The 20,594-nt window shown below is 33.1% G+C and carries 19 protein-coding genes; 3 read left to right on the top strand and 16 right to left on the bottom strand.

Annotation, left to right across the window (positions count from 1 at the left end; translation table 11 throughout):
• Nucleotides 1–12 precede the first annotated feature (12 nt).
• The 12 genes from ERL59_RS02660 to ERL59_RS02605 form a co-directional block, all read right to left on the bottom strand.
• Nucleotides 13–1,227 carry a CpaF family protein gene (locus ERL59_RS02660; RefSeq protein ID WP_160644225.1) on the bottom strand — a complete coding sequence of 405 codons (1,215 nt, stop codon included), beginning with the start codon at nucleotides 1,225–1,227 and terminating at the stop codon, nucleotides 13–15.
• Nucleotides 1,220–2,347: an AAA family ATPase gene (locus ERL59_RS02655; RefSeq protein ID WP_160644223.1), complete on the bottom strand. Its 1,128-nt coding sequence runs from the start codon at nucleotides 2,345–2,347 to the stop codon at nucleotides 1,220–1,222. Before ERL59_RS02655 ends, ERL59_RS02660 begins: the two co-directional genes overlap by 8 nt.
• Before the next feature lie 177 nt (nucleotides 2,348–2,524).
• Complete coding sequence (locus ERL59_RS02650) at nucleotides 2,525–4,156, bottom strand: serine/threonine protein kinase (RefSeq protein WP_160644221.1); 1,632 nt, start codon at nucleotides 4,154–4,156, stop codon at nucleotides 2,525–2,527.
• Nucleotides 4,157–4,278: 122 nt separating this feature from the next.
• Nucleotides 4,279–4,827 carry a hypothetical protein gene (locus ERL59_RS02645; protein ID WP_160644219.1) on the bottom strand — a complete coding sequence of 183 codons (549 nt, stop codon included), beginning with the start codon at nucleotides 4,825–4,827 and terminating at the stop codon, nucleotides 4,279–4,281.
• Nucleotides 4,828–4,963: 136 nt separating this feature from the next.
• Entirely contained in the window at nucleotides 4,964–5,287 is a 324-nt protein-coding gene (locus ERL59_RS02640) for a nucleoside triphosphate pyrophosphohydrolase family protein (RefSeq protein WP_160644217.1), read from the bottom strand.
• Between the two features lie 60 nt (nucleotides 5,288–5,347).
• Nucleotides 5,348–6,106, bottom strand: a complete 759-nt coding sequence (locus ERL59_RS02635) for a TSUP family transporter (RefSeq protein WP_160644215.1) — start codon at nucleotides 6,104–6,106, stop codon at nucleotides 5,348–5,350.
• A gap of 169 nt (nucleotides 6,107–6,275) precedes the next feature.
• Entirely contained in the window at nucleotides 6,276–6,494 is a 219-nt protein-coding gene (locus tag ERL59_RS02630; protein ID WP_160644213.1) for a DUF2905 domain-containing protein, read from the bottom strand.
• Nucleotides 6,495–6,505: 11 nt separating this feature from the next.
• The gene (locus ERL59_RS02625) at nucleotides 6,506–7,480 is read right to left on the bottom strand and encodes a YpdA family putative bacillithiol disulfide reductase (protein WP_160644211.1); all 975 of its coding nucleotides are present in this window, start codon (nucleotides 7,478–7,480) and stop codon (nucleotides 6,506–6,508) included.
• A 100-nt stretch (nucleotides 7,481–7,580) separates the two neighbouring features.
• Entirely contained in the window at nucleotides 7,581–8,345 is a 765-nt protein-coding gene (locus tag ERL59_RS02620; RefSeq protein WP_160644209.1) for an ABC transporter ATP-binding protein, read from the bottom strand.
• Nucleotides 8,346–8,368: 23 nt separating this feature from the next.
• Entirely contained in the window at nucleotides 8,369–8,695 is a 327-nt protein-coding gene (locus ERL59_RS02615) for a cyclic-phosphate processing receiver domain-containing protein (RefSeq protein ID WP_160644207.1), read from the bottom strand.
• Nucleotides 8,696–8,698: 3 nt separating this feature from the next.
• Complete coding sequence (locus ERL59_RS02610; protein WP_160644205.1) at nucleotides 8,699–9,535, bottom strand: deoxyribonuclease IV; 837 nt, start codon at nucleotides 9,533–9,535, stop codon at nucleotides 8,699–8,701.
• 132 nt (nucleotides 9,536–9,667) lie between these two features.
• Nucleotides 9,668–10,021: a hypothetical protein gene (locus ERL59_RS02605; RefSeq protein ID WP_160644203.1), complete on the bottom strand. Its 354-nt coding sequence runs from the start codon at nucleotides 10,019–10,021 to the stop codon at nucleotides 9,668–9,670.
• A 216-nt stretch (nucleotides 10,022–10,237) separates the two neighbouring features.
• Here ERL59_RS02605 and ERL59_RS02600 point away from each other — a divergent pair, with 216 nt between their 5' ends.
• Nucleotides 10,238–12,319, top strand: coding sequence for a right-handed parallel beta-helix repeat-containing protein (locus tag ERL59_RS02600; RefSeq protein WP_160644201.1), 2,082 nt, complete (start codon nucleotides 10,238–10,240; stop codon nucleotides 12,317–12,319).
• A gap of 136 nt (nucleotides 12,320–12,455) precedes the next feature.
• A complete protein-coding gene (locus ERL59_RS02595; RefSeq protein ID WP_160644199.1) occupies nucleotides 12,456–13,028 on the top strand; it encodes a thymidine kinase in 573 nt (190 codons plus the stop codon).
• Between the two features lie 46 nt (nucleotides 13,029–13,074).
• Here ERL59_RS02595 and ERL59_RS02590 read toward each other — a convergent pair whose 3' ends face one another.
• Nucleotides 13,075–14,373 (bottom strand): ribonuclease H-like domain-containing protein, encoded by a 1,299-nt coding sequence (locus ERL59_RS02590; RefSeq protein ID WP_160644197.1) that lies wholly within the window; start codon nucleotides 14,371–14,373, stop codon nucleotides 13,075–13,077.
• Between the two features lie 48 nt (nucleotides 14,374–14,421).
• Nucleotides 14,422–16,725, bottom strand: a complete 2,304-nt coding sequence (locus tag ERL59_RS02585; protein WP_160644195.1) for a DEAD/DEAH box helicase — start codon at nucleotides 16,723–16,725, stop codon at nucleotides 14,422–14,424.
• A 210-nt stretch (nucleotides 16,726–16,935) separates the two neighbouring features.
• On the opposite strand from ERL59_RS02585, the gene ERL59_RS02580 reads away from it, so the two are divergent.
• Entirely contained in the window at nucleotides 16,936–17,808 is an 873-nt protein-coding gene (locus ERL59_RS02580) for an alpha/beta hydrolase family protein (RefSeq protein ID WP_160644193.1), read from the top strand.
• A 98-nt stretch (nucleotides 17,809–17,906) separates the two neighbouring features.
• On the opposite strand, the gene ERL59_RS02575 is transcribed toward ERL59_RS02580, so the two are convergent.
• Together ERL59_RS02575 and ERL59_RS02570 are read right to left on the bottom strand one after the other, a co-directional pair.
• Nucleotides 17,907–18,923, bottom strand: a complete 1,017-nt coding sequence (locus ERL59_RS02575) for a LacI family DNA-binding transcriptional regulator (protein WP_160644191.1) — start codon at nucleotides 18,921–18,923, stop codon at nucleotides 17,907–17,909.
• 194 nt (nucleotides 18,924–19,117) lie between these two features.
• Nucleotides 19,118–20,581: a CoA-acylating methylmalonate-semialdehyde dehydrogenase gene (locus ERL59_RS02570; protein ID WP_407925671.1), complete on the bottom strand. Its 1,464-nt coding sequence runs from the start codon at nucleotides 20,579–20,581 to the stop codon at nucleotides 19,118–19,120.
• Nucleotides 20,582–20,594 lie beyond the last annotated feature (13 nt).

The following is a 20,594-nucleotide window of genomic DNA, read 5'->3' as shown; positions in this document are numbered from 1 at the left end:
ACCACCACTAAACTAATATCCTGCCATTTTTAACTTATTCCGATTTTTTAAAGTACTTCCTGTAGGGTGTAACCCTCCAGTTATCATTCCATCTTTTTCACCTTCTTCTACAAATTGATAGAGTTGATTTAATTGAATTTCTCCATTTTTCACACCCTTCACCTCACAAATTTCAAGTACCTTTCTAGTGCAATCTCTCATTCGTGATAAATGAACCATAATATCAATGGAAGAACTAATTTGTTTTCTAACGACTTCTACAGGCAAATTAGTGCCACTTAAAACCATTATTTCTAATCTACTTAACATATCCTTTGCTGAATTTGCATGACCTGTCGATAAAGAACCGTCATGTCCAGTATTCATAGCCTGAAGCATGTCCAATGCCTCTTCACCACGAACTTCACCTACAATAATACGATTTGGCCTCATTCTTAAAGAGGATCGGATTAAATCACGAATGGAAACTTCTCCTTTCCCCTCTGTATTTACTATCCTAGTTTCCATACTTACTAAATTTGGAATGTTTCTAATTTGTAATTCAGCAGAATCCTCAATTGTAATAATTCTTTCATCACTTGGAATAAAATCGCTAAGAATATTTAGAAAAGTTGTTTTCCCTGATCCGGTACCACCTCCAATAAAAATGTTGTATTTTGATATAACCAATTGTTGTAAAAAATCAGCTGCTTCTTGTGAGATGGAATCATTGGAAATAAGCCGATCAATTGACAAAGGTTTTTCAGGAAATTTTCTAATGGTCATTGTTGGTCCTTTTAATGCGATAGGAGGCAATACTACATTCACTCTAGACCCATCTTTTAATCTAGCATCTACTATAGGGGAGGATTCATTTACTGCTCGATCTACCTTTGAAACTATGGTTTGAATAACATTTTCAAGTTTTTCTTGGCTTTCAAACTGGCCATCATAAGGGGTCACTTGACCCTCCTTTTCAATAAAAATTTCATCATAGTTGTTAATCATAATTTCTGTAATAGAAGGATCATCTACTATCGGTTGCAAGATATCTAACCCTCTAAAAGAATGAAATAAACGCATAACATAATCATATTTTTGCTTGGAGGTCAAATAATATTGTTCCGAAAATTGAAACACGATTTCTTCAATCATTTCTTTTAATTGCTCGTTAGAAATATCATCAGCTACATTAAGTTGAGTAATAACCTGTTTCTTTATATTGTTTAATAGGTTTAAATCAATCATCTAACTTCCCTCCAAGATAGCCAGTCCATTGTTTATATGCTTGAATCACCTTCTCATTGAACACATCTTGAGTTAATAGCTGATCAATATGTTTTACAGATTTCCATTGTGGAATATATGGTAAATACGCATGGATATAAAAACCATGTTCATCTAAATTATTTTTACATTCATTTGTATATTTGTTCATAATATATATGTTTTTTGAAGACAAGATTTCACTCAAACCCACTCCAGACAATTCGTTAGACTCCTGAATCAGTTGCTTCATTTTTAAAATACATTGAATATCATCTATAAGAATATTCATTATATAATCACTTTGTTGTAAGGCTCCTATCATTCTTTCATGTAATGAGCTCGAACAATCTATAATAATGGCATTATATTTTTTCGTTTCCTTTATCAATTGGATATATGTTTTTATATCATTCAATTGAAGATCTAAGGTGTCATTCATTTGTGAAGATGGATTAATATAATCACAATGTAATACTGGATGGTAGCTTAAATAATCATCTAACTGATTCTGCAAAAATGCTGGATTCGTTTTTATATAATAAAGCAGTTTTGAAAATTGATTTGTTAGGTCATCGCTTTGTATATAAAATTGAAACGGATATATTGTCTCAAGATTTAAGTAAAATACTTCTTCATCCATCATAGTTAATTGTTTAATTAAGTTAATAGAAAAAACGGATTTACCACTTCCACCAGCTGGTGAAAATACAGAGATCACTTTCGTTTTATGAGCCTGACTATTCTTATTTTCAGGAACTATGTTATAAGTTTCAATGTAACCCTTTTTTACAGCCATTAGTAAATCATTTATAGGTTGATATTTAAAATGATATTTGTAATTACAATTTTCCAAGCCCTTATTTGACTCACAAAGTACTTGAATGTTAATGGATGTATTAACTTCAACTGACATCCAAGTTTCGTCAATAAGTAATACATTGGCTGCTGCATTTTTTTGCAAATACTCATTTATCAGTTGTTGATCTGTAAAAAAAGTAATCGAGAACTCTTTCCCAATTTCTGAGGTTCTTATGTAGCTTGAAAAACCATCTATATATTCTCTATCATTTGATGCTACTATGAGTAAAATTTTATCCATTCAAATCTCCTTTCAATAAAGAAAACTTACCGATTTAAGATCCCCTAAGGTTAATAAAGAGGGCTGAAAATTTTTATAAATTTAGATGCAAAAAAACCACAGATACCGACTGATGTCGATGATCTGCGGTGCTTCCGCAATCATATATTTTATTAATAATTCATATTTTTAAAGTTATTATTGAAACCATTTTTTTATCTTTCCCGTTTTGTTGGCTTGCTGCTCTAACATATTCTTAGGGACAATCTTTCTAATGAATGGATACAATTCTTCTAATAATTTACTTTTAATATTCTTTTCGTCTTGAAACATCTTCCCTTTCCAGATGTGTTCATGAACATTCTCAAAAGGAAAATTTGGTATATAACAACTAGGATTCCAAGGTAAAGTGTTATTCCAAAGTTTTCTGACCATTGCATTTAAGTCACGGTTTACTATAAAATGAACGTTTTTACTAGTCTGTTTCAATCTAGTAGCTTTTTTTAATTGATCTTGGGATATTCCTGCGCTAAACTTTGTTGGAATAGAATCTACAACAAAACATATTTCATCAGCACTATTACATAACTGTTGAACGCTTGGATGTGTCCATCCATTTGAAATATCTACTATCATAATTGGTTTTCTAATATTAAAAAGTAAATTCTGAATTTCTGTTTGTGAACCGTTTTTATCATGTTGAGTATGATTTGACAATGGTAAAGGGTACCATGTTGTAAATCCTGAATTCCATTCTAATTTATTTGAGCTCCTATGATATGAATGATACTGATCAAATAAAAACTCATACTGTTTAGGTTTGTTCTTTTCTCCATTTAATAAACTATACAATTCAGGAACGTTGGTAGGGTATTCAATTAGTGCATTCTTTATTTTAAAATGATGAAACATTCTTGCTAGAGATATTGAAATAAAGGTAGAGCCTGCACCTTGATACATATTTCCTACTACTATAATCTTAGGTTCAAATTGAAGGCTTGCATGCAAACTAGTTTTGTTGGGAGAATCCAAACTTTGTCCAGTAAACTGTAATTTTTCTAAATCTCTTTTTACTTGCAACGTATCCTGATATCGATTTTCAGGATTAAATTGTAGTAATTTTTGAAGCACTCGAATTATTTGGAAGGGAATATTCGTATTCTCAAGTGATTTTGGACTGGTATAATAATGGCCTCCTGTTAAAAAATAATATAACATTGCACCTAAATTAAATAAATCTGTTCGGTGATCCGTTTGTTTGTCTTCGAATTGCTCAGGTGCGGCAAATCCCACTGTTCCTAAATGAACAGTATCCTGCTGTTTATGCTGTTTAAAACTACGTGAAATACCAAAATCTATCAGTCTAACATTATCTTGTTGATCTATCATCACGTTAGAAGGTTTTAAATCTCTATATATAATTGGGTTTTTAGAATGGTGGTGTAAATAATGAAGGAGTTCACATATTTGAATAGCATATTTTATCACTTTTTCAAATGAAAGATGATTTCCCATATTTTTAAATTTCTGAGCTAGGTTCTGTCCATCAATATAATCCATTACTAAGTAACTAAGTCCTTTTTCATTTGGAGGAAAATAATCGACAATATTAGGCAAGTAAGGGTGGTTTAATTGGATTAGAGTTTCCGCTTCCTTTTTAAAATTCTGAATATGTTCATTTTCCTTAGATTCCTTTATTGCCCAGCGCTTACCTCGCAGCTTTAAATCCTCTGCTAAATAAACTGCACCCATCCCACCTTGTCCTATAATGGATAAGATTCGATAACGATCACCTAAGCAGTCCTTAGGGGTTAAATAATTTTGAATCATGTTGGAACACCTACTACTGAAATTAATAACTATTCCCTATTCATACCAATATAAGAAAATAATAATATATAAGTTATTTATTTTCCATAGGACGTACGTTCTATTTTTTAATAATAATTATTTCAAGTTAACTCTGATGTAAATGAAGGAATCTCCCCATCTATATCTGTAATGATATAAGCTTTATGCCCCGAGAAATCTTCTTTTGAAACAGTAATTTTTATAATATCTGATGCACCTGATTCTAGTGTGTATTTGATGTCAAAGCTTGTTTTAAATTCACCAATTTTTTGCTTAGACAGAACCGTTAGTTCTGCGACCTGACGATTAGACATACCAATACCGCCTAATGGTAATATGGTGATTTCTTTTTTTAAAGTTTCATCTAAATATACTCTAGCTAAAGCACCACTTCTCAAGATTAATGCTTCTTTAAATCGATCTATTAATTCTTCCTCTGATTCAATCTGTACTAACAAAGCTTCTTGAACATATTTTAGCTCTGTAAGTTCATCTAAATTTTCATTAATATCAATACCACTTGAACTAATCGCAGTCTCTGAGTTTGAATTTTCATTTGTAGCTTCATCTATTCCACAGCTAGTTGTAAAAAGCAGAATAGTGCCTAAAGTAAAGGAGAGTAATTTGTTTTTATATATGTAATCAAACATAGTAGAACATCACATCCTTATCTGACATTTTATCGATCTACCATAGGTCAATTATATCCTATTCTTACCAAAAAAACATCAAACTTTTATGGGGCTTCTCTGGGATGTAGCTATTACAATATTGATTATTTCATTACTATTCAACTCGATTTATACTCTTCTCACACTCAAACCCGTTAGGAAATCTCTTTTCTAATTTTGTTATATTGCCTTTTGCGATTTCTTCCAATGAAATTCCTAAAGCTTCTGCTCCTGCAGCTATATACCACAAAACATCACCCAATTCCATTTCTAACTTCTTCCTATCAAGTTCATGACCCTGAAAAATATGTTTTTTTAGTTGATCTGCAACCTCCCCACTTTCACCACACAACCCCAAAGCGGCGTTCAATAACAATTTTTCCGAGTCAGATCCCGCTGCAGTTCGCATTGCTTTCATTTGATATTCTTTAAAATCCATTACACTTTCTCCTTTCACTTTTTATACTAAAATAATCATTAGTATAAACAAAATCTAGCTCTACCCAAAGTTTTTCCAAAAAACTTGAATGGCCATGAAAAAACAAACAGTAATTACGACTGGTTTTATTAATGATGCTCCTTTTTCTAATACCATCTTCGCTCCAATGAATGAACCTATGATTTGACCAAGCATCATAATGATTCCAATAACCCAAGCAATTTGTCCGAATAATACAAAATATAGTAAAGCAGAAATATTACTTGTAAAATTCAAAATTTTTGCATGAGCAGTTGCTTTTGAAGCACCGTACCCACATAACGCAATAAACGATAATGCCATTAAACTACCCGTACCTGGACCAAAAAAACCATCATATAAACCAAGAAGAGGGGCTATAGTTAAGGAAAACAGTGATAACCTCATCTTCATTTTTCGATCTTTATTTTCAATATTAGGTGAAAACAAAAAATACAACCCAATAAAAATAAGTAAAAAAGGTAATAACATCTCAAGATATTCAGCACGTATCTGCAACATAAACCAACCGCCAATAACAGCTCCCAAAAAAGTCATTAAAATTGACAACCTTATCTCTTTAAGATCTATAGACCCGTTTTTTATAAAAAACATCGTAGCAATAAATGTTCCGCTGCTACCTTGAAGTTTATTGGTTGCTACTGCCGTTGCAGGAGGCAAACCAGCCAACATCATCGCTGGTAAAGTGAGCAACCCTCCACCACCAGCAATGGTATCTACCCACCCTGCGAGGATAGCCACAAAAAATAAAATGACAATGACTTCTATACTAAAATCCATTTCATGATTCTCTCCCATAGGATACTTTAATCCCTATACCCCAAATAATATTAAAAATATTACCTACAATTAAACAATACAAGCATCATACCACATTACGAGAACGAAAAGAATAAAAGCTTTCGGAGCTTACAGAGAGGAGGTCCGATACTAACTCTAACTCAAAGCATTATTTAAACAAACGTACTAGATAAAAAATGATTGATACCACCACACTGATTAATATACAAGTAGTAATAGGAAAATAAAATTTAAAATTTTCTTTCTCTATAAAGATATCTCCAGGGAGCTTACCTATTTGCAGAAATCGACCACCAACTTGCCAAACAATTCCACCCAAAATAAGAACCACACCAACTATAATTAACATTTTTGCTACTGGGTTCATTTTTTCACCCCTCAATTTCTTCTTTCAAAAATATCCTTGGCAATGATCTTCCCATGAAATCTTCCATTCTCAATAAAAATGGCATTTGCATCATTACCTGCAGCTAATACACCTGCTACATACAAACCTTTGACATTCGTTTCCATTGTTTCTTCGCTAAACCTTGGTGCTCCCGTTTCTTTATTAAATTTCACACCCATTGATTCAATAAAAGAATGATCTGGGTGATACCCCGTCATAGCAAAGACAAAATCATTCTCAAACTCATGTTTAATGCCATTCTGCTCTATCACTATAGACTGCTCTTTTATCTCATTCACTTCTGAATTCCAAAGCATATTTATTTTTCCTTTTTCGATCAAGCTTTCAAATAAAGGGCGTACCCATTTCTTTACACTATTAGAAATATAATCTTTCCTATGAATAACTAGCACTTCTGCCCCACATCTTTGAAGCTCCATGGCAGCATCAACAGCTGAATTTTTTAAACCAATGACAGCGACTTTCCTGCCCTGATAAGGATGGGCTTCTTTGAAATAATGACTTACTTTTGATAAATTCTCACCTGGAATATTTAATAGATTTGGATTGTCATAATAACCTGTTGCAATAATAACATTTTTAGCTTCATATTGATGAAGCTTACCAAAACGATCTTCGGTTAAAACTCTAAAATAGGCCTCATCATTTATTACTGATGTGACTTTTTCGTAAGTTTGAATTCTTAGTTTTTTTCTTTCTGCGATCATACGATAGTAATTCAATCCTTCATGCCGACTTGGTTTGTCTTGGATCGTTGTAAAAGGAACATCACCTATTTCTATTAATTCAGGTGTACTAAAAAACTGCATAAAAGTAGGAAAATGATAAATGGAATTTACTACGCAGCCTTTATCTATAATTAAAGGATTTATATTATATTTCTGCAATTCACAAGCAGCAGACAAACCACAAGGACCTGCACCAATAATGATAACTTGTTCCATAAATAAGCCTCCAACCTAGATTAACAGTCCGATTGAACCTTCTTATCAAAGAGTTCACGCACTGTTATTTGTATCTTTTCATCATTTAACCATTGTCACGCTATATCACTTGTATCCAAGGACGATCATTGCTCCATTCAATCTGAACAGGAATTTGGAATGTATGGTTTATCCTTTCACTAGTTAATATTTCTTTTTTCTTACCTGATGAAATGATTTCTCCATTATTCAATAACATCACATTCGAAAATAGAGGAACAATTTCTTCAACATGATGTGTTACATAAATTAAACTTATACCATTTTTATTAAATCTTTCAAGTTCAACTAATAGTTTTTCTCTTTCATATAAATCTAAACCAGCACAAGGCTCATCCATAATAATAATTTCAGGCTCGCTTATTAATGCCCTAGCAAGTAAGACTTTTTTACGTTCACCTTGTGACAATAAACCTAGAGGTTGATTTTTAACATGAGATAAGTTCATTTCATCCAGCATCTGATCTGCTTTGTTTTTAACCTCATCTGGAATCGCTTGATAAAATCTAAGAAATCCATATAAACCTGTTGCAACAACTTCCCAAACTGGATCACTGTAGTTCAATTTTTCTAATAAGGATTGGCTAATATAACCAATACTTTTACGAACTTCCCTTACATCACAACTCCCAAATTGATATCCAAGTACTTCAATAGTACCTTGACTAGGAAATAAATAACCATTTAACATCTCTAGAATGGTTGTTTTTCCTGAACCATTTTTCCCAAGAATAACCCAATGTTCACCTTTATTCATTTCGATATTAATATTTGATAGAATCTCTCTAGATTCTCTTCTAAAATAAACCCGGTTTAGTTTAATCATCTGCTCACCTGTTTCAACAAATTCTACATATACTGCTCTAATAATTCATATGGCATCGGACCATTATGCAATACTACATCGTCTGGTTTGTGTTGATATAACAACTGGTACATTTTCATTCTACCATTTGAATCAGAGGTGTGCAGATATATTTCCTTTGCGTAGCATTTTTTTTCCACCATCATTTTTGTTAAATCATATCCTGTAGGTTCATTCCAACCTAAGTCAAAATCTAGAGATAATATATTCACATTACTTTCTTGTAACAAAACAATACACTCTTCAATATTTTTAGCTAATACAAAACCTTTAGGACAAGGTCGTAAATCGTCTAGATAAACATTAATCATCTTCTATCTCCCTTTATGAATTAATCTATTTATAATTTCCAACTCATGTTGAAAAGAAAATTGTTCAGAAGTTGGTGTTTCTAATATAATCGGAATCGCTTTCAACCAATTTGACTTTAAAAACAACTCAAACCGATCTTCTCCTATAGTACCATACCCAATATTTTCATGGCGGTCACGGTAAGATCCACTGGGATATTTGGAATCATTTAAATGTACTGCTTTCACATGTGAAAAAAAACCAAGTTTTTCACCATGACGGCACATTTCATTCCAATTCGTTTCATTCCATAACCCACTTGCATAAGCATGACAGGTATCAAAACAAAAACCAATTTTTTCTGAAAAAAGCGCTAAATTACGAATTTGCAGCAATTCCTCAAAGGTCATCCCCATTTTGGTACCCATACCTGCTTGATTTTCTAGTAAAATTAATGTTTTTCCATTCCATTGAGAAAGTACTTCATTTAAACATTGTAATATATTTTTGTATCCTTGTAACGTATTTTTTTCACTATATTTACCAAAATGAACAACTAATCCCAATGACCCACAAGCATTTGCGATCTCAAGATCATTCAAAATTGATGCCACCATCAAATTTCTTGTCTTCTCATCCACAGCTAAATTTGTTGGATACGGTGTATGTGCAATCGATACCAGGTTATTTTCTTTGCACCATTTATCGCAAGCCTGAGCATCCAAATGATTTAACTCTTTTATCTTTAAGCTTCTCGGGTTTTTCGGAAAATACTGGAAAGATCTTGCTCGTAGTTGTGTTGCAGTCTTAGCTGCATTTAGAAACCCATGTCGAATACTTACATGGCATCCAAAATACATTTGTAATCACCCTTCACCTTCCTTCACAATAAAGAAAGGTTCCCTTTATTTTAACGTGAAATCAAGTAAAATCAAGCGATGTCTATTCACATTGTTGTCTATTCTATGACAACTTAATCATATCAAAAATATTCACTTCTTTTTTTCTAGAAATGAGTCCAATAAGTTATTCATTTTTTTATGAAACGCATCTAACTTATTATCCTCTCCTTCAATTCCCAGATTTGATAACATCTCATTCATTTTTTTCAAATGTTTGTCAAGCATATCTCGATTCTGATCAATCTTCCCATTGATTTTCTCATTTCCTTGAAACTGTTTCACTTGATTTAATTGTTGATTCATCGTTTCATGTAAACTTTTAAAATAATCATGCTGTAACTTTAATTGCCCACTTTGCCCCCCTTTTCCTTGTATACGTTCCATTTGTTGATTTAACATTTGTCTAGCTTGATTAATTTGATTTTTCAAAAAAAGATTATCCATTCTGCTCACCCACCTATATTGATTTTTCTTTAAGTTATGCATATTATGTGTTTCTTGTCTGGTTCATCTGCCCTATTTCTCATGTATAAATTAAAATCAAACGATTGCCTAATCCACATTGCCTATCTTTATAAAAAAAGGGCACTTATCTAGGACTTTTATTTTTAGGTTTCATATGATGTAACAATTACTAAAAATTAGAAGGGACAAAACGAGATGACTGTACGGAAAGTTCCAACTGCTGAATTTCCAACGATTAATGATGCATTAGCAGTATCTGCTCCATACGATACTATTAGAGTAGGTGAAGGAAATTTCCCTGAAGAGCTTACTATTAATATAGATGGGCTTCGCCTTATAGGAGCAGGTAAAGGAAAAACAATCATTAATGGGCAGACTTTAGGTATTATTAATGGCATTACAATAAATAATCAATTAGTTACCATTAAAAATTTAACAGTGCAGAACTTTAAAGGCACAGGAATTTTTGTGAATTTTCAAGAAAATATTATCCATAAGGTACAAGTCATAAACAATAAAATAGGAATTGAACTAAACAATGGTAGAAGAAATATGGTATTTGAATGCGAAATAAATGGAAATGCTGGAGATGGAATCATTTCAAGAAGAGGTAATACTTTTATTATGCATTGTAAATTGATAAATAATAAATCTAACGGACTATTAGTAGAAAGCAATGTTAGTAAGAATTTAATATTTTGTTGTGTAGCCAAACAAAATACTAAAAATGGATTTCTTGTAGGAGGAAGAAGATGTTATATTTTCTCAAGTTCTGCTATAAAAAATGGGGGCAACGGTTTTAGTGATTCCATTACCTCGTTTGAAAATATATATGCATTTAACAAATCATTGGAAAATAAGGTGAATGGATTTTTAATAGATAGTGAAGTAATATTATTTGATAATGTTAGTAAAAACAATGTTTTAAATGGTATTTTAGCAGTGAATGGCGTAACAAGAATTATAAAAAATCATGTAATCAATAATAAAAAAGCTGGAATTCAGGTGGTAGACAATGAGAATGTCATTGATCTAAACATCGTAAAAAATAACAAGGAGGCTGGTGTTCATATTGCTGGAGATGAGACTGCTGTTCGTTCCAATTGTTTAAGAGGCAACACTCCAGATATCTTAGTAGAACAATTAATAACGAATTGTACCTTTGCAGACAACGTTTGTCAGACTAGTATGCCAGATGGATTATGCCAAAGAAATGACGCTGTCAGTGTACCAGGAGATTTTGACACTATATCTGAGGCTATTAATAATCTGGATACTTTATCAGGTTTTCAAATCAACATAAGTAAAGGGATATTTCCTGAACAAGTAAACATCCCGAATACAAAAAGTCGTCTCCGAATTGCTGGATCAGGCATATGCAAAACAATCCTTGATGGCACAAATATTGGAGGTGATGGCATTACAATTAGCAGCCGCCTCAATTCTTTAGAAAATCTATCGGTACAAAATTTTGGGGTCAATGGAGTAAACATAGAGGAGCAGTTTAATACATTAGAAAAAATTCAATCAAAAAATAATATGGAAGATGGATTTATGATCACAGATGATGTAAGTTTTTTCAATCAGTGTGAAGCAATAATGAATGGGAAAAATGGGTTTAATGGCGAAGATACTAATTACTTTATTAAATGTAAAGCAATTGAAAATCAAGATCATGGTTTTATAGTTGTCGATTGTAATTTATTTTTGTTTAACGAAGCAAAAAATAATCGTTTAAATGGTTTTTCATTCAATGATGAACATATTTGCATCGAAAACTGTGCTATAGATAATAAAAACAACGGATTTCTCTCACGATTTGATGATAATTTATGGTTTTTGAATAAAGCAATTGGAAATTCATTAAATGGTATTAATGCAACCGAGATTACTCACATCATTTGGGGCAATGTGTGTAATAAAAATAAAAGTAACGGAATTGAATTAACTGGTCTTGGTAATCGTATTATAAAAAATATTTGTCAAATGAATAAAAGCAATGGAATACAAGTGAATGAATTATTTGATAATGAAATTCGAACGATCGTAGATCAAAATTGTATAGAAAACAATAGAGAAGCTGGAATCATTATAGAAGATTCTACAATAGATTTCTTTGGAATCCGTTCTAACTGTTTATTTGGAAATATCCCAGATATCCAAAATAACTCATTAGAAAGTGATAATTTCACAATCGATGAAAATAAATGTAATTCTAGTATTCCAGAAGGACTATGTGAAGGGTCGTGTAATCCTAAGGGGTTCTTTAAACGATAAACGTTACAATGAACACTTCTTTTGCATTAGAGAAGTGTTTTTATTTTTCCATTATATCGTATTAACGTAAATGGGTTCCCTGTTTCCTCGCTTATGGTATATGATATTGTAAGATGAACTTGAGAGGAGAAATCAAATGGCACAGCTTTTTTTCAGATACGGTTCAATGAACAGCGGAAAATCAATTGATATATTAAAAGTAGCACACAATTACGAGGAACATGGTAAAGATGTCTTAATCTTTACTTCTGGGATAGATGATCGAGATGAAGTTGGTTACATCTCTTCAAGGATTGGATTTAAAAGAAAAGCCATTCCTATTTACGATGATACAAACTTAATAGATACTGTAAAAGAAAAATCTAACATCGCATGTATTCTAGTTGATGAAGTACAATTTCTGAAAAAAGACCAAGTCTTACAGTTGGCTAAAATAGTAGACAACTTTCATATTCCTGTTATTGGATATGGGCTCAAAAATGATTTCCGTAATGAATTATTTGAAGGTAGTCAATACATGCTCTTATATGCTGATAAAATTGAAGAAATTAAAACAATATGCTCCTTTTGCAGTCGAAAAGCAACGATGGTACTGCGGTTCGAAGATGGCAAACCTGTATATTCAGGAGAACAGATCCAAATTGGTGGCAACGAATCATACCATTCTGTATGTCGAAAATGTTATGAAGGTAAAAGAAGTGAAATTTAAATAGCATAACTTAACAATACAACACTCCTTTATATTAGAAGGAGTGTTATACATTCATTTCAACTTGTCTTAATTCCACAACACTATTTTGATCTACTTCATTCACTCTAGACTTTATTTTCTTTTCCAACCTATTCTTCCTTTTTTGAATTTCTTGCAATATTTCAGTATATTTTTGGTTCCTTTTTGATAGAGAAATCCTATTATACACTCTTAGCTCCGCTTCTTTTGTGTAGTATATTGCCTGTTTAAAATCCTTTTTACGATGTTCATAGTATTTTGCCAACTCTATATATGGTTCAGTGTTTATTATTCGTTGATGTCCTTGCAGTTCAATGAACTTTTTCCATAAAGAAACGGACGTTTCAACATCCTTTTTTTTCTTAAAGATCATAGCTAGGGGAATAAAATAATTCGGATCTTCCTCTATAACTCTAGTAGTGAGCAATTCATAAACATATTGAAACAAATCTGTTAATTCCATATTATTGAACCAAACACATAATCGATATAATTCATCTAATTCTAAATTTGAATATACATCTCTTTTTTCAAACAATGAAACAAAATAAATACTTAATATAGCTAAGGTTACAATATCTACTTTATTATGACGAAATACATCCGCCACAATGTTAGGATCTTTTTCTATTAAATATTTAAAATATAATGTAGGTGCCATAGAACCAGGCACATCATCTACACGATGAATTCCTAATCTTTTGCGCTCTACATGACTTAACTTACAAGTAGTTAAAGAATTTCTCCACAAACTTCTAGCTGGATATAATAAATCTATATGCTCCAAATGTTCCCCTTCATAAGTCAATCGATGAATTATGAATCTATTTTTGAGTAAAGGTAAGTCAAACGTTTTACCATTATAAGAGACTAGATGCGTAAAGTGTTGGAACTTCTCATTTATATAAGCCAACATAGCTAATTCTTCACTCGGATTACGAATAAATAACTGCTCTACTATAAATGCATCATCTGTATAATAACCAATTCCAAGCATAAACGGTACGTTCCCAGCACCAATCCCCAAACCAGTTGTTTCTGTATCAAAAAATAACATTTTATCATGTAGAACATTTGATTTTATGGATTGCAAGTGGGATAAGGCTTGAGCACTACCTACCAATTGATATAATGGATAAAAACCAATCTTTTCTTGCAATGGAATCCTTATCTCTCTTTTTACAAAAGAGCCGTATGCATTCGTTTTTGTAACTGCTCCTACCTCTCCCCACTCTCCACCTTTCAAATGAGAAGAAATTACTTTATTATCTATTGATGCTTGAGTTTTTTTCAATCTATTTAATCTATTTTTTAATTGGCTCAACCTTATCCCCCCTCAATAGATTCAGAATTTTGCAGCAGATAAACTTAATCAATGAATCAGTTCATTATTGTTTTCATTAATCAAAACACCTAGTAATTCTAATGCGAACTCTTTCCCAGTTAATCCAACCTCTTCGATGGGACCTACGCAGGCAGGACATCCGCTTAAACAAGTACAACCTTGAATTAATTCTTTTGCTTGTTCTAACAGTGCATGGTGTACTTCATATAAACGTTCACTTAATCCCACTCCCCCAGGGTAACGATCATAAAAGAATATCGTTGGTAATTTAGTGTGAATGGCTTTGACCTGTGGCACCACTCTAATGTCCATCGGATCACACATTAAATATAACGGTGCAATATGAACTAATACGTTTGAAAGACCAAGTAAAGCAAATTGCAGATCATTTTTGCTTCGATTTTCTAAGATATTCTCAGCAAATGAAAACCAATACGAGCTGGTATGCAATTCTTCTTCTGGTAGATGAATCGGACCAGACCCAATATTCTCATGTGTTTTATATTTTATTTTTTTGAAAAATGTTGCTTTAGCGTTTACCGTTACTTCACCATATTGAATTTCATGCGAATTTGTTTCAGTTTGTTTATCTACTTGAAGTACTTTCAATTGGACAGCTAGGTTTGCATCTGTAAAATAGTCAACATCCACTTTTCTTACAAACGCTTTTTTCTCTTCAAAATCCAATTTTTCTACTTGAAACTGTATACCTTCATGAATGTAAATTGCTTCTTCGTGAATTAAAGTAGGAGCACTGAAACGATCCACTTCCCCAATGACCCTGCTACCTTCTGTCATATCTATAATAATAAAGTTTTCTTGGGCAGCAGAACGTAATGAAATATTATGAGCTGGAAACGATTGCTCCATCCAATACCAACGATCTTGCACTTGATGCAGTACCTTTTCTTCAGTTAAAAACTCCAATACTTCTAGTAATGTCTCTCCTCCAAATTTTTCTCCTTTTTCAAACGGTAATTCATAAGCGGCACATTTGATATGATCTATTAAAATTAATAAATTATCTGCTTCTATTCTTGCTTCTTCTGGTGTTGCTTCAAAGAAAAATTGTGGATTTTGAATAATATATTGGTCTAATGGATTGCTGCTTGCAACCATAAAAGTGAGAGAGCTTTCCTGTCTTCTACCCGCTCTGCCTGATTGCTGCCATGTACTCGCAATGCTACCTGGATATCCGTTCATCACACACGCTTGCAATTGACCAATATCAATCCCTAATTCCAGTGCGTTCGTAGAAACGACACCACGAATTTCCCCATTTCTTAATCCTCGTTCGATTTCTCTTCTTTGTTTTGGTAAATATCCTCCACGATAACCACGGATAGATTTTGTACCAAATTCATTCTTGGTTTGTTCCTGTAAGTAAGTTAATAAAATTTCAACACGCACTCTGCTTCGAGCAAACACAATGGTTTGAATACCGTTTTTCAACAATAAACTTGCTAGTTTTTGAGATTCTAACACACTGCTTCTTCTAATGCCTAATTGTTGATTCACAATAGGAGGATTATAAAAAACGACATGTTTTTCACCCGCAGGTGCCCCATTTTTATCAATTAAATATACTTTTTGTTCTAATAATCGTTCTGCATGTTCCTTCGGATTCGCAATGGTTGCTGAAGTACAAATAAATTGAGGATTTGAGCCATAAAAATTACAAATTCGTTTTAATCTGCGTAATACGTTGGCAACATGACTACCAAATACACCTCGATATGTATGTAATTCATCGATAACAATAAATTGCAGATTCTCAAACAACTTTACCCATTTTGTATGATGAGGGAGAATGGCTGAATGTAACATATCTGGATTCGTGACTACGATATGACCAGCATTTCGTATCGCTTGCCTGGCTGTTGGTGCTGTATCTCCATCATAGGTATAGGCCTTTATATCCACTTCTAATAAATTGATCAGTTCATTAACTTCTGCCACCTGATCCTGCGCCAATGCTTTTGTAGGGAACATATATAAAGCTCTAGCACTATTGTCCTCCAATAAACGTTGCAATACAGGCAAGTTATAACATAATGTTTTCCCTGATGCTGTAGGAGTTACTGTCACTACATGATTTCCCTTATTTATTTCTTGAAAGGACTCTGCTTGATGTGTGTATAAACTTGAAATGCCCCTGTCCAAAAAAACCTGTTTCAATTCATTTTGTATTTGTTCAGGGAATTCAGCACAACGTGCTTCTTTAGCTGGAATCGTATGCCAATGTGTAATTTGTGCTTTGTACTGAGGCATGTTTTTAATTTCTTTAATTAATTCATGAAGGGAATTAAATTTACCCGTTAATCTATTCATGATTTAAACTCCTTATCAACCATATCTTCATTTTCCAATACAAATATTATACATCCCATTTTACAGAATATATGTTCTAGTAGCAACGTTATTTTATTAAAAAAGGATAAGCACTTCTACATGGATGTTCTCTAATTCTCTACTTTTTAGTGAAACCAACTCTATAATTGAACGTAGTTTAAAATATATTTATTATTAAGGAGGCAGAAGATGAAGATAAAATTCACACTAATCATGACACTGCTTTCTCTAGTTATTTTGGGTGCTTGTACATATGAAAAAGATAACATTATTGTCAATCAAGAATTATTGGATATAGAATCTTCTTATTCAAATAACGTGGAAACTTATCGTATGCAATATTTAAGTGATGATTTTAAGGTGGTCGGATTTATAGTAAAACCAAAAACGATTGAAGACAAAGCTCCCTTACTAATTTTTAACCGTGGTGGCAATAGAGAATTCGGAGTGATCAATGAAAAAACATTACAATATTTATCATTTTGGGCAGATCAAGGATATGTAGTTCTCGCCTCTCAGTATCGTGGTAACGATGGTGGTGAAGGACAAGAAGAACTCGGTGGTTCAGATATTAATGATGTTTTAAACTTGATCCACGTAGCTGAAGAACTTCCCTATGTAGATATGGATCAAAAAGTCATGCTTGGTGCTTCTCGCGGTGGGATGATGACTTACTTAGCAATCAAACATGATTTAGATATTCAGGCTGCGGCTGTAATTAGTGGGGTGACTGATCAATTAGATTTATATGAGAAACGTAATGACATGAAGCTGATTTTGAATGAGCTAGTTGGTGACCCTATTCTTGATAGAGAAGAATATGAAAAACGTTCTGCTGTTTATTGGGCAGATGAAATCGACGTACCAACCTTGATATTGCATGGTGAAAAAGATTGGAGAGTTCCAGTAGATCAAGCTAGAAATATGGTTGATCAGTTAAAAAAATATCAAAAAGATTATAAATACATAGAGTACCCATATGGGGATCATTCTTTAAGTGCTTATTCTGATGAATACAAAAAAGAAATCATCGATTGGTTTGAATTATATTTAAACAAGTGAACTTAATTCATTCTGATCCAGAATGAGGATTAAATAAACTCTTAAATAATGATAGCAGAGTTATTTATAAATAACTCTGCTATCATCTTTAATATTTTTTATACCAAATTTATATGAATCTCGGAAGTTGTCTTACGAATTTCCAATTTCGGCATCAATACAACACGTTGTTTAGTCGTTTTTTCCTCTTTAATCTCCTTTACTAACAACTCTACAACTTTTTTACCCATATCTTGTATGGGTTGTGCGATTGTAGTCAGAGGAGGGTCACATATTGAAGCTAAGATTGTATTATCAAATCCGATGATGGACAAGTCCTCTGGAATTTGAATTCCTTTTTCTCGAGCCGCTTGTATAGCTCCCATTGCAAGTAAATCATTACAAGCAAAAATAGCAGTAGCTGAATTGTTTTCAGATAGGATCTTAGCTGCTACTTTTCTTCCGCCTTCAATAGTAAAATCACTTACGTGTAAAAGACGTTCATCAAATGCTAATCCATGATCCTCTAAAGCTTGACAGTAGCCTCGAATACGCTCTTTACTGCTCATTACTGTTAAATCCTCTGCAATAATGGAAATCTTTTGATGACCTAATTTAATTAAGTGGGAAGTAGCTTCGTACCCCCCCATATAATCATCTACTAATACAGTATCTACAGGAAGGGAAGGCATGTCCCTAGCAATTAATGCAATCGGTACTTTTTTCTTTAATAGATTTTGCAAAATAGTTGTGTTTTGAGTTCCAGTAGCCAGTATGATACCATCCACTCTTTTTTGTTCTAATAATGAAATATATTTGGACTCTTTATCTATGTTGTTATCCGTACTGCACATCATCACACTAAAACCTAATTCATTCCCCATGTCTTCAACACTTCGGGCGATTTCAGCAAAAAATGGATTTGCAATATCTGGTATGAGGAGACCAATTGTATGCGTTTTCTTTCCCGTTAAAGCAGATGCAACAATACTTGGATGATAATCAAGGTCCTTCATCACCTTCATTACTTTTTGTTTGGTTTTATCCCCGATTCTCCCTGTATTATTGATTACTTTTGATACGGTTGCTATCGATACACCAGCTTCACGTGCAATGTCGTAAATCGTAGGTTTCATGATATAAAAAACTCCTTCTAGCTTTTTTCATTCCCCTTTTTCAATCATTATACTCCAAATATAGAAAAAAAACTTACATCAAATAGAATAGCTGCGATTTCCTATATAACATGAAGAACAAGAACCGCCAGAGGCGGTTCTTCCGTTATTCAACTATAAGTTTGATACTTTACTTACTAAATATATAAGATAGATTAAGACCAACGAGCTGTCATCATTTTTCTTCTTGTATAAAACTCTACACCATCCGATCCGTTGGCATGTAAATCACCATAGAAGGAATTTTTCCAACCTGAAAATGGGAAAAATGCCATTGGTGCAGGAACTCCAAGATTGATTCCTAACATGCCAGATTCAATATTTTCTCTAAAATAGCGTACATTGCTACCGTCTTGAGTAAATAAACATGCTCCATTGCCAAAATCAGATTTATTGGAAATTTCCACTGCTTCCTCTAAATTTTTCACTCGAACGATCGATAATACAGGAGCAAAAATTTCATCCTTCCAAATCTTCATCTCAGATGTTACGTTGTCAAAGATTGTGGGTCCAATATAATATCCTTTTTCGTTAACAAATTCATCCTTACGACCGTCACGTATTAAATCAGCACCTTCTCTTACTCCAATATCAATATAATTTGCTGTCCTCTCTTTATGTTCAGCTCGAATAACAGGACCTAAAAAGACATCTTCGTCTAATCCATTACCCATCTTAATTTGATCTGCTTTTTCTTTTATTTTTTCAATTAATGAGTCTGCCACATCATCCACTGCTACTACAACCGAACATGCCATACACCTTTCACCAGCTGATCCGTAAGCTGCAGTCACGATTTGTTCAACAGCTTCATCTAACTTAGCATCAGGCATGACAATACTATGGTTTTTCGCACCTGCTAACGCTTGAACACGTTTTCCATTCGCTGCCCCAGTTTTATAAATGTATTCAGCAACAGGTTGTGAACCAACAAATGAAATGGCAGGTACATCTGGGTGTTCTAATAAACCATTAACTACATCATGTGCACCATGAACGATATTGAAAACGCCATCAGGCAAGCCTGCTTGTGTGAAAAGTTCTGCCAAGCGATTTGCTAGTATAGGTGTTCTTTCGGAAGGTTTTAATACAAATGTATTTCCACATGCGATTGCTAATGGAAACATCCAGCATGGAACCATCATAGGAAAGTTAAATGGTGTAATTCCACCTACAACACCAACTGGATAACGATACATTCCTGATTCTAAATTTGTTGCAATATCAGGTAATTGTTTGCCCATCATTAAGGAAGGAGCTCCTGCTGCAAATTCTACACATTCAATTCCACGCTGTACTTCTCCGTATGCCTCTTTATAGCTCTTACCGTTCTCTTGTGTAATTAATTTAGCAAGTTCATCCCAATGATCTACTAATATTTGCTGGTATTTAAACAATATACGTGCTCTTCTAGGTACAGCAGTTTTGCTCCATGTTTTAAAAGCTTCTTTTGCCACAGCCACAGCTTTAGCTACGTCATCTTTTGAAGAAATTGGTACTTCTGCGATTTGTTCTTCTGTTGCAGGATTTGGTACTGATAATGTATCCGTTGCTGTGGAATCTACCCATTGTCCACCAATGAAGTTCTTTAATGTATCAATTTGTGTTTTATTCATCATGAATTTATCCCCT

Source organism: Chengkuizengella marina, assembly GCF_009910845.1.
Lineage (GTDB): Bacteria > Bacillota > Bacilli > Paenibacillales > KCTC-33759 > Chengkuizengella > Chengkuizengella marina.
Note: the sequence above shows the minus strand (reverse complement) of the source record. Positions and strands in the feature narration are given on the sequence as shown.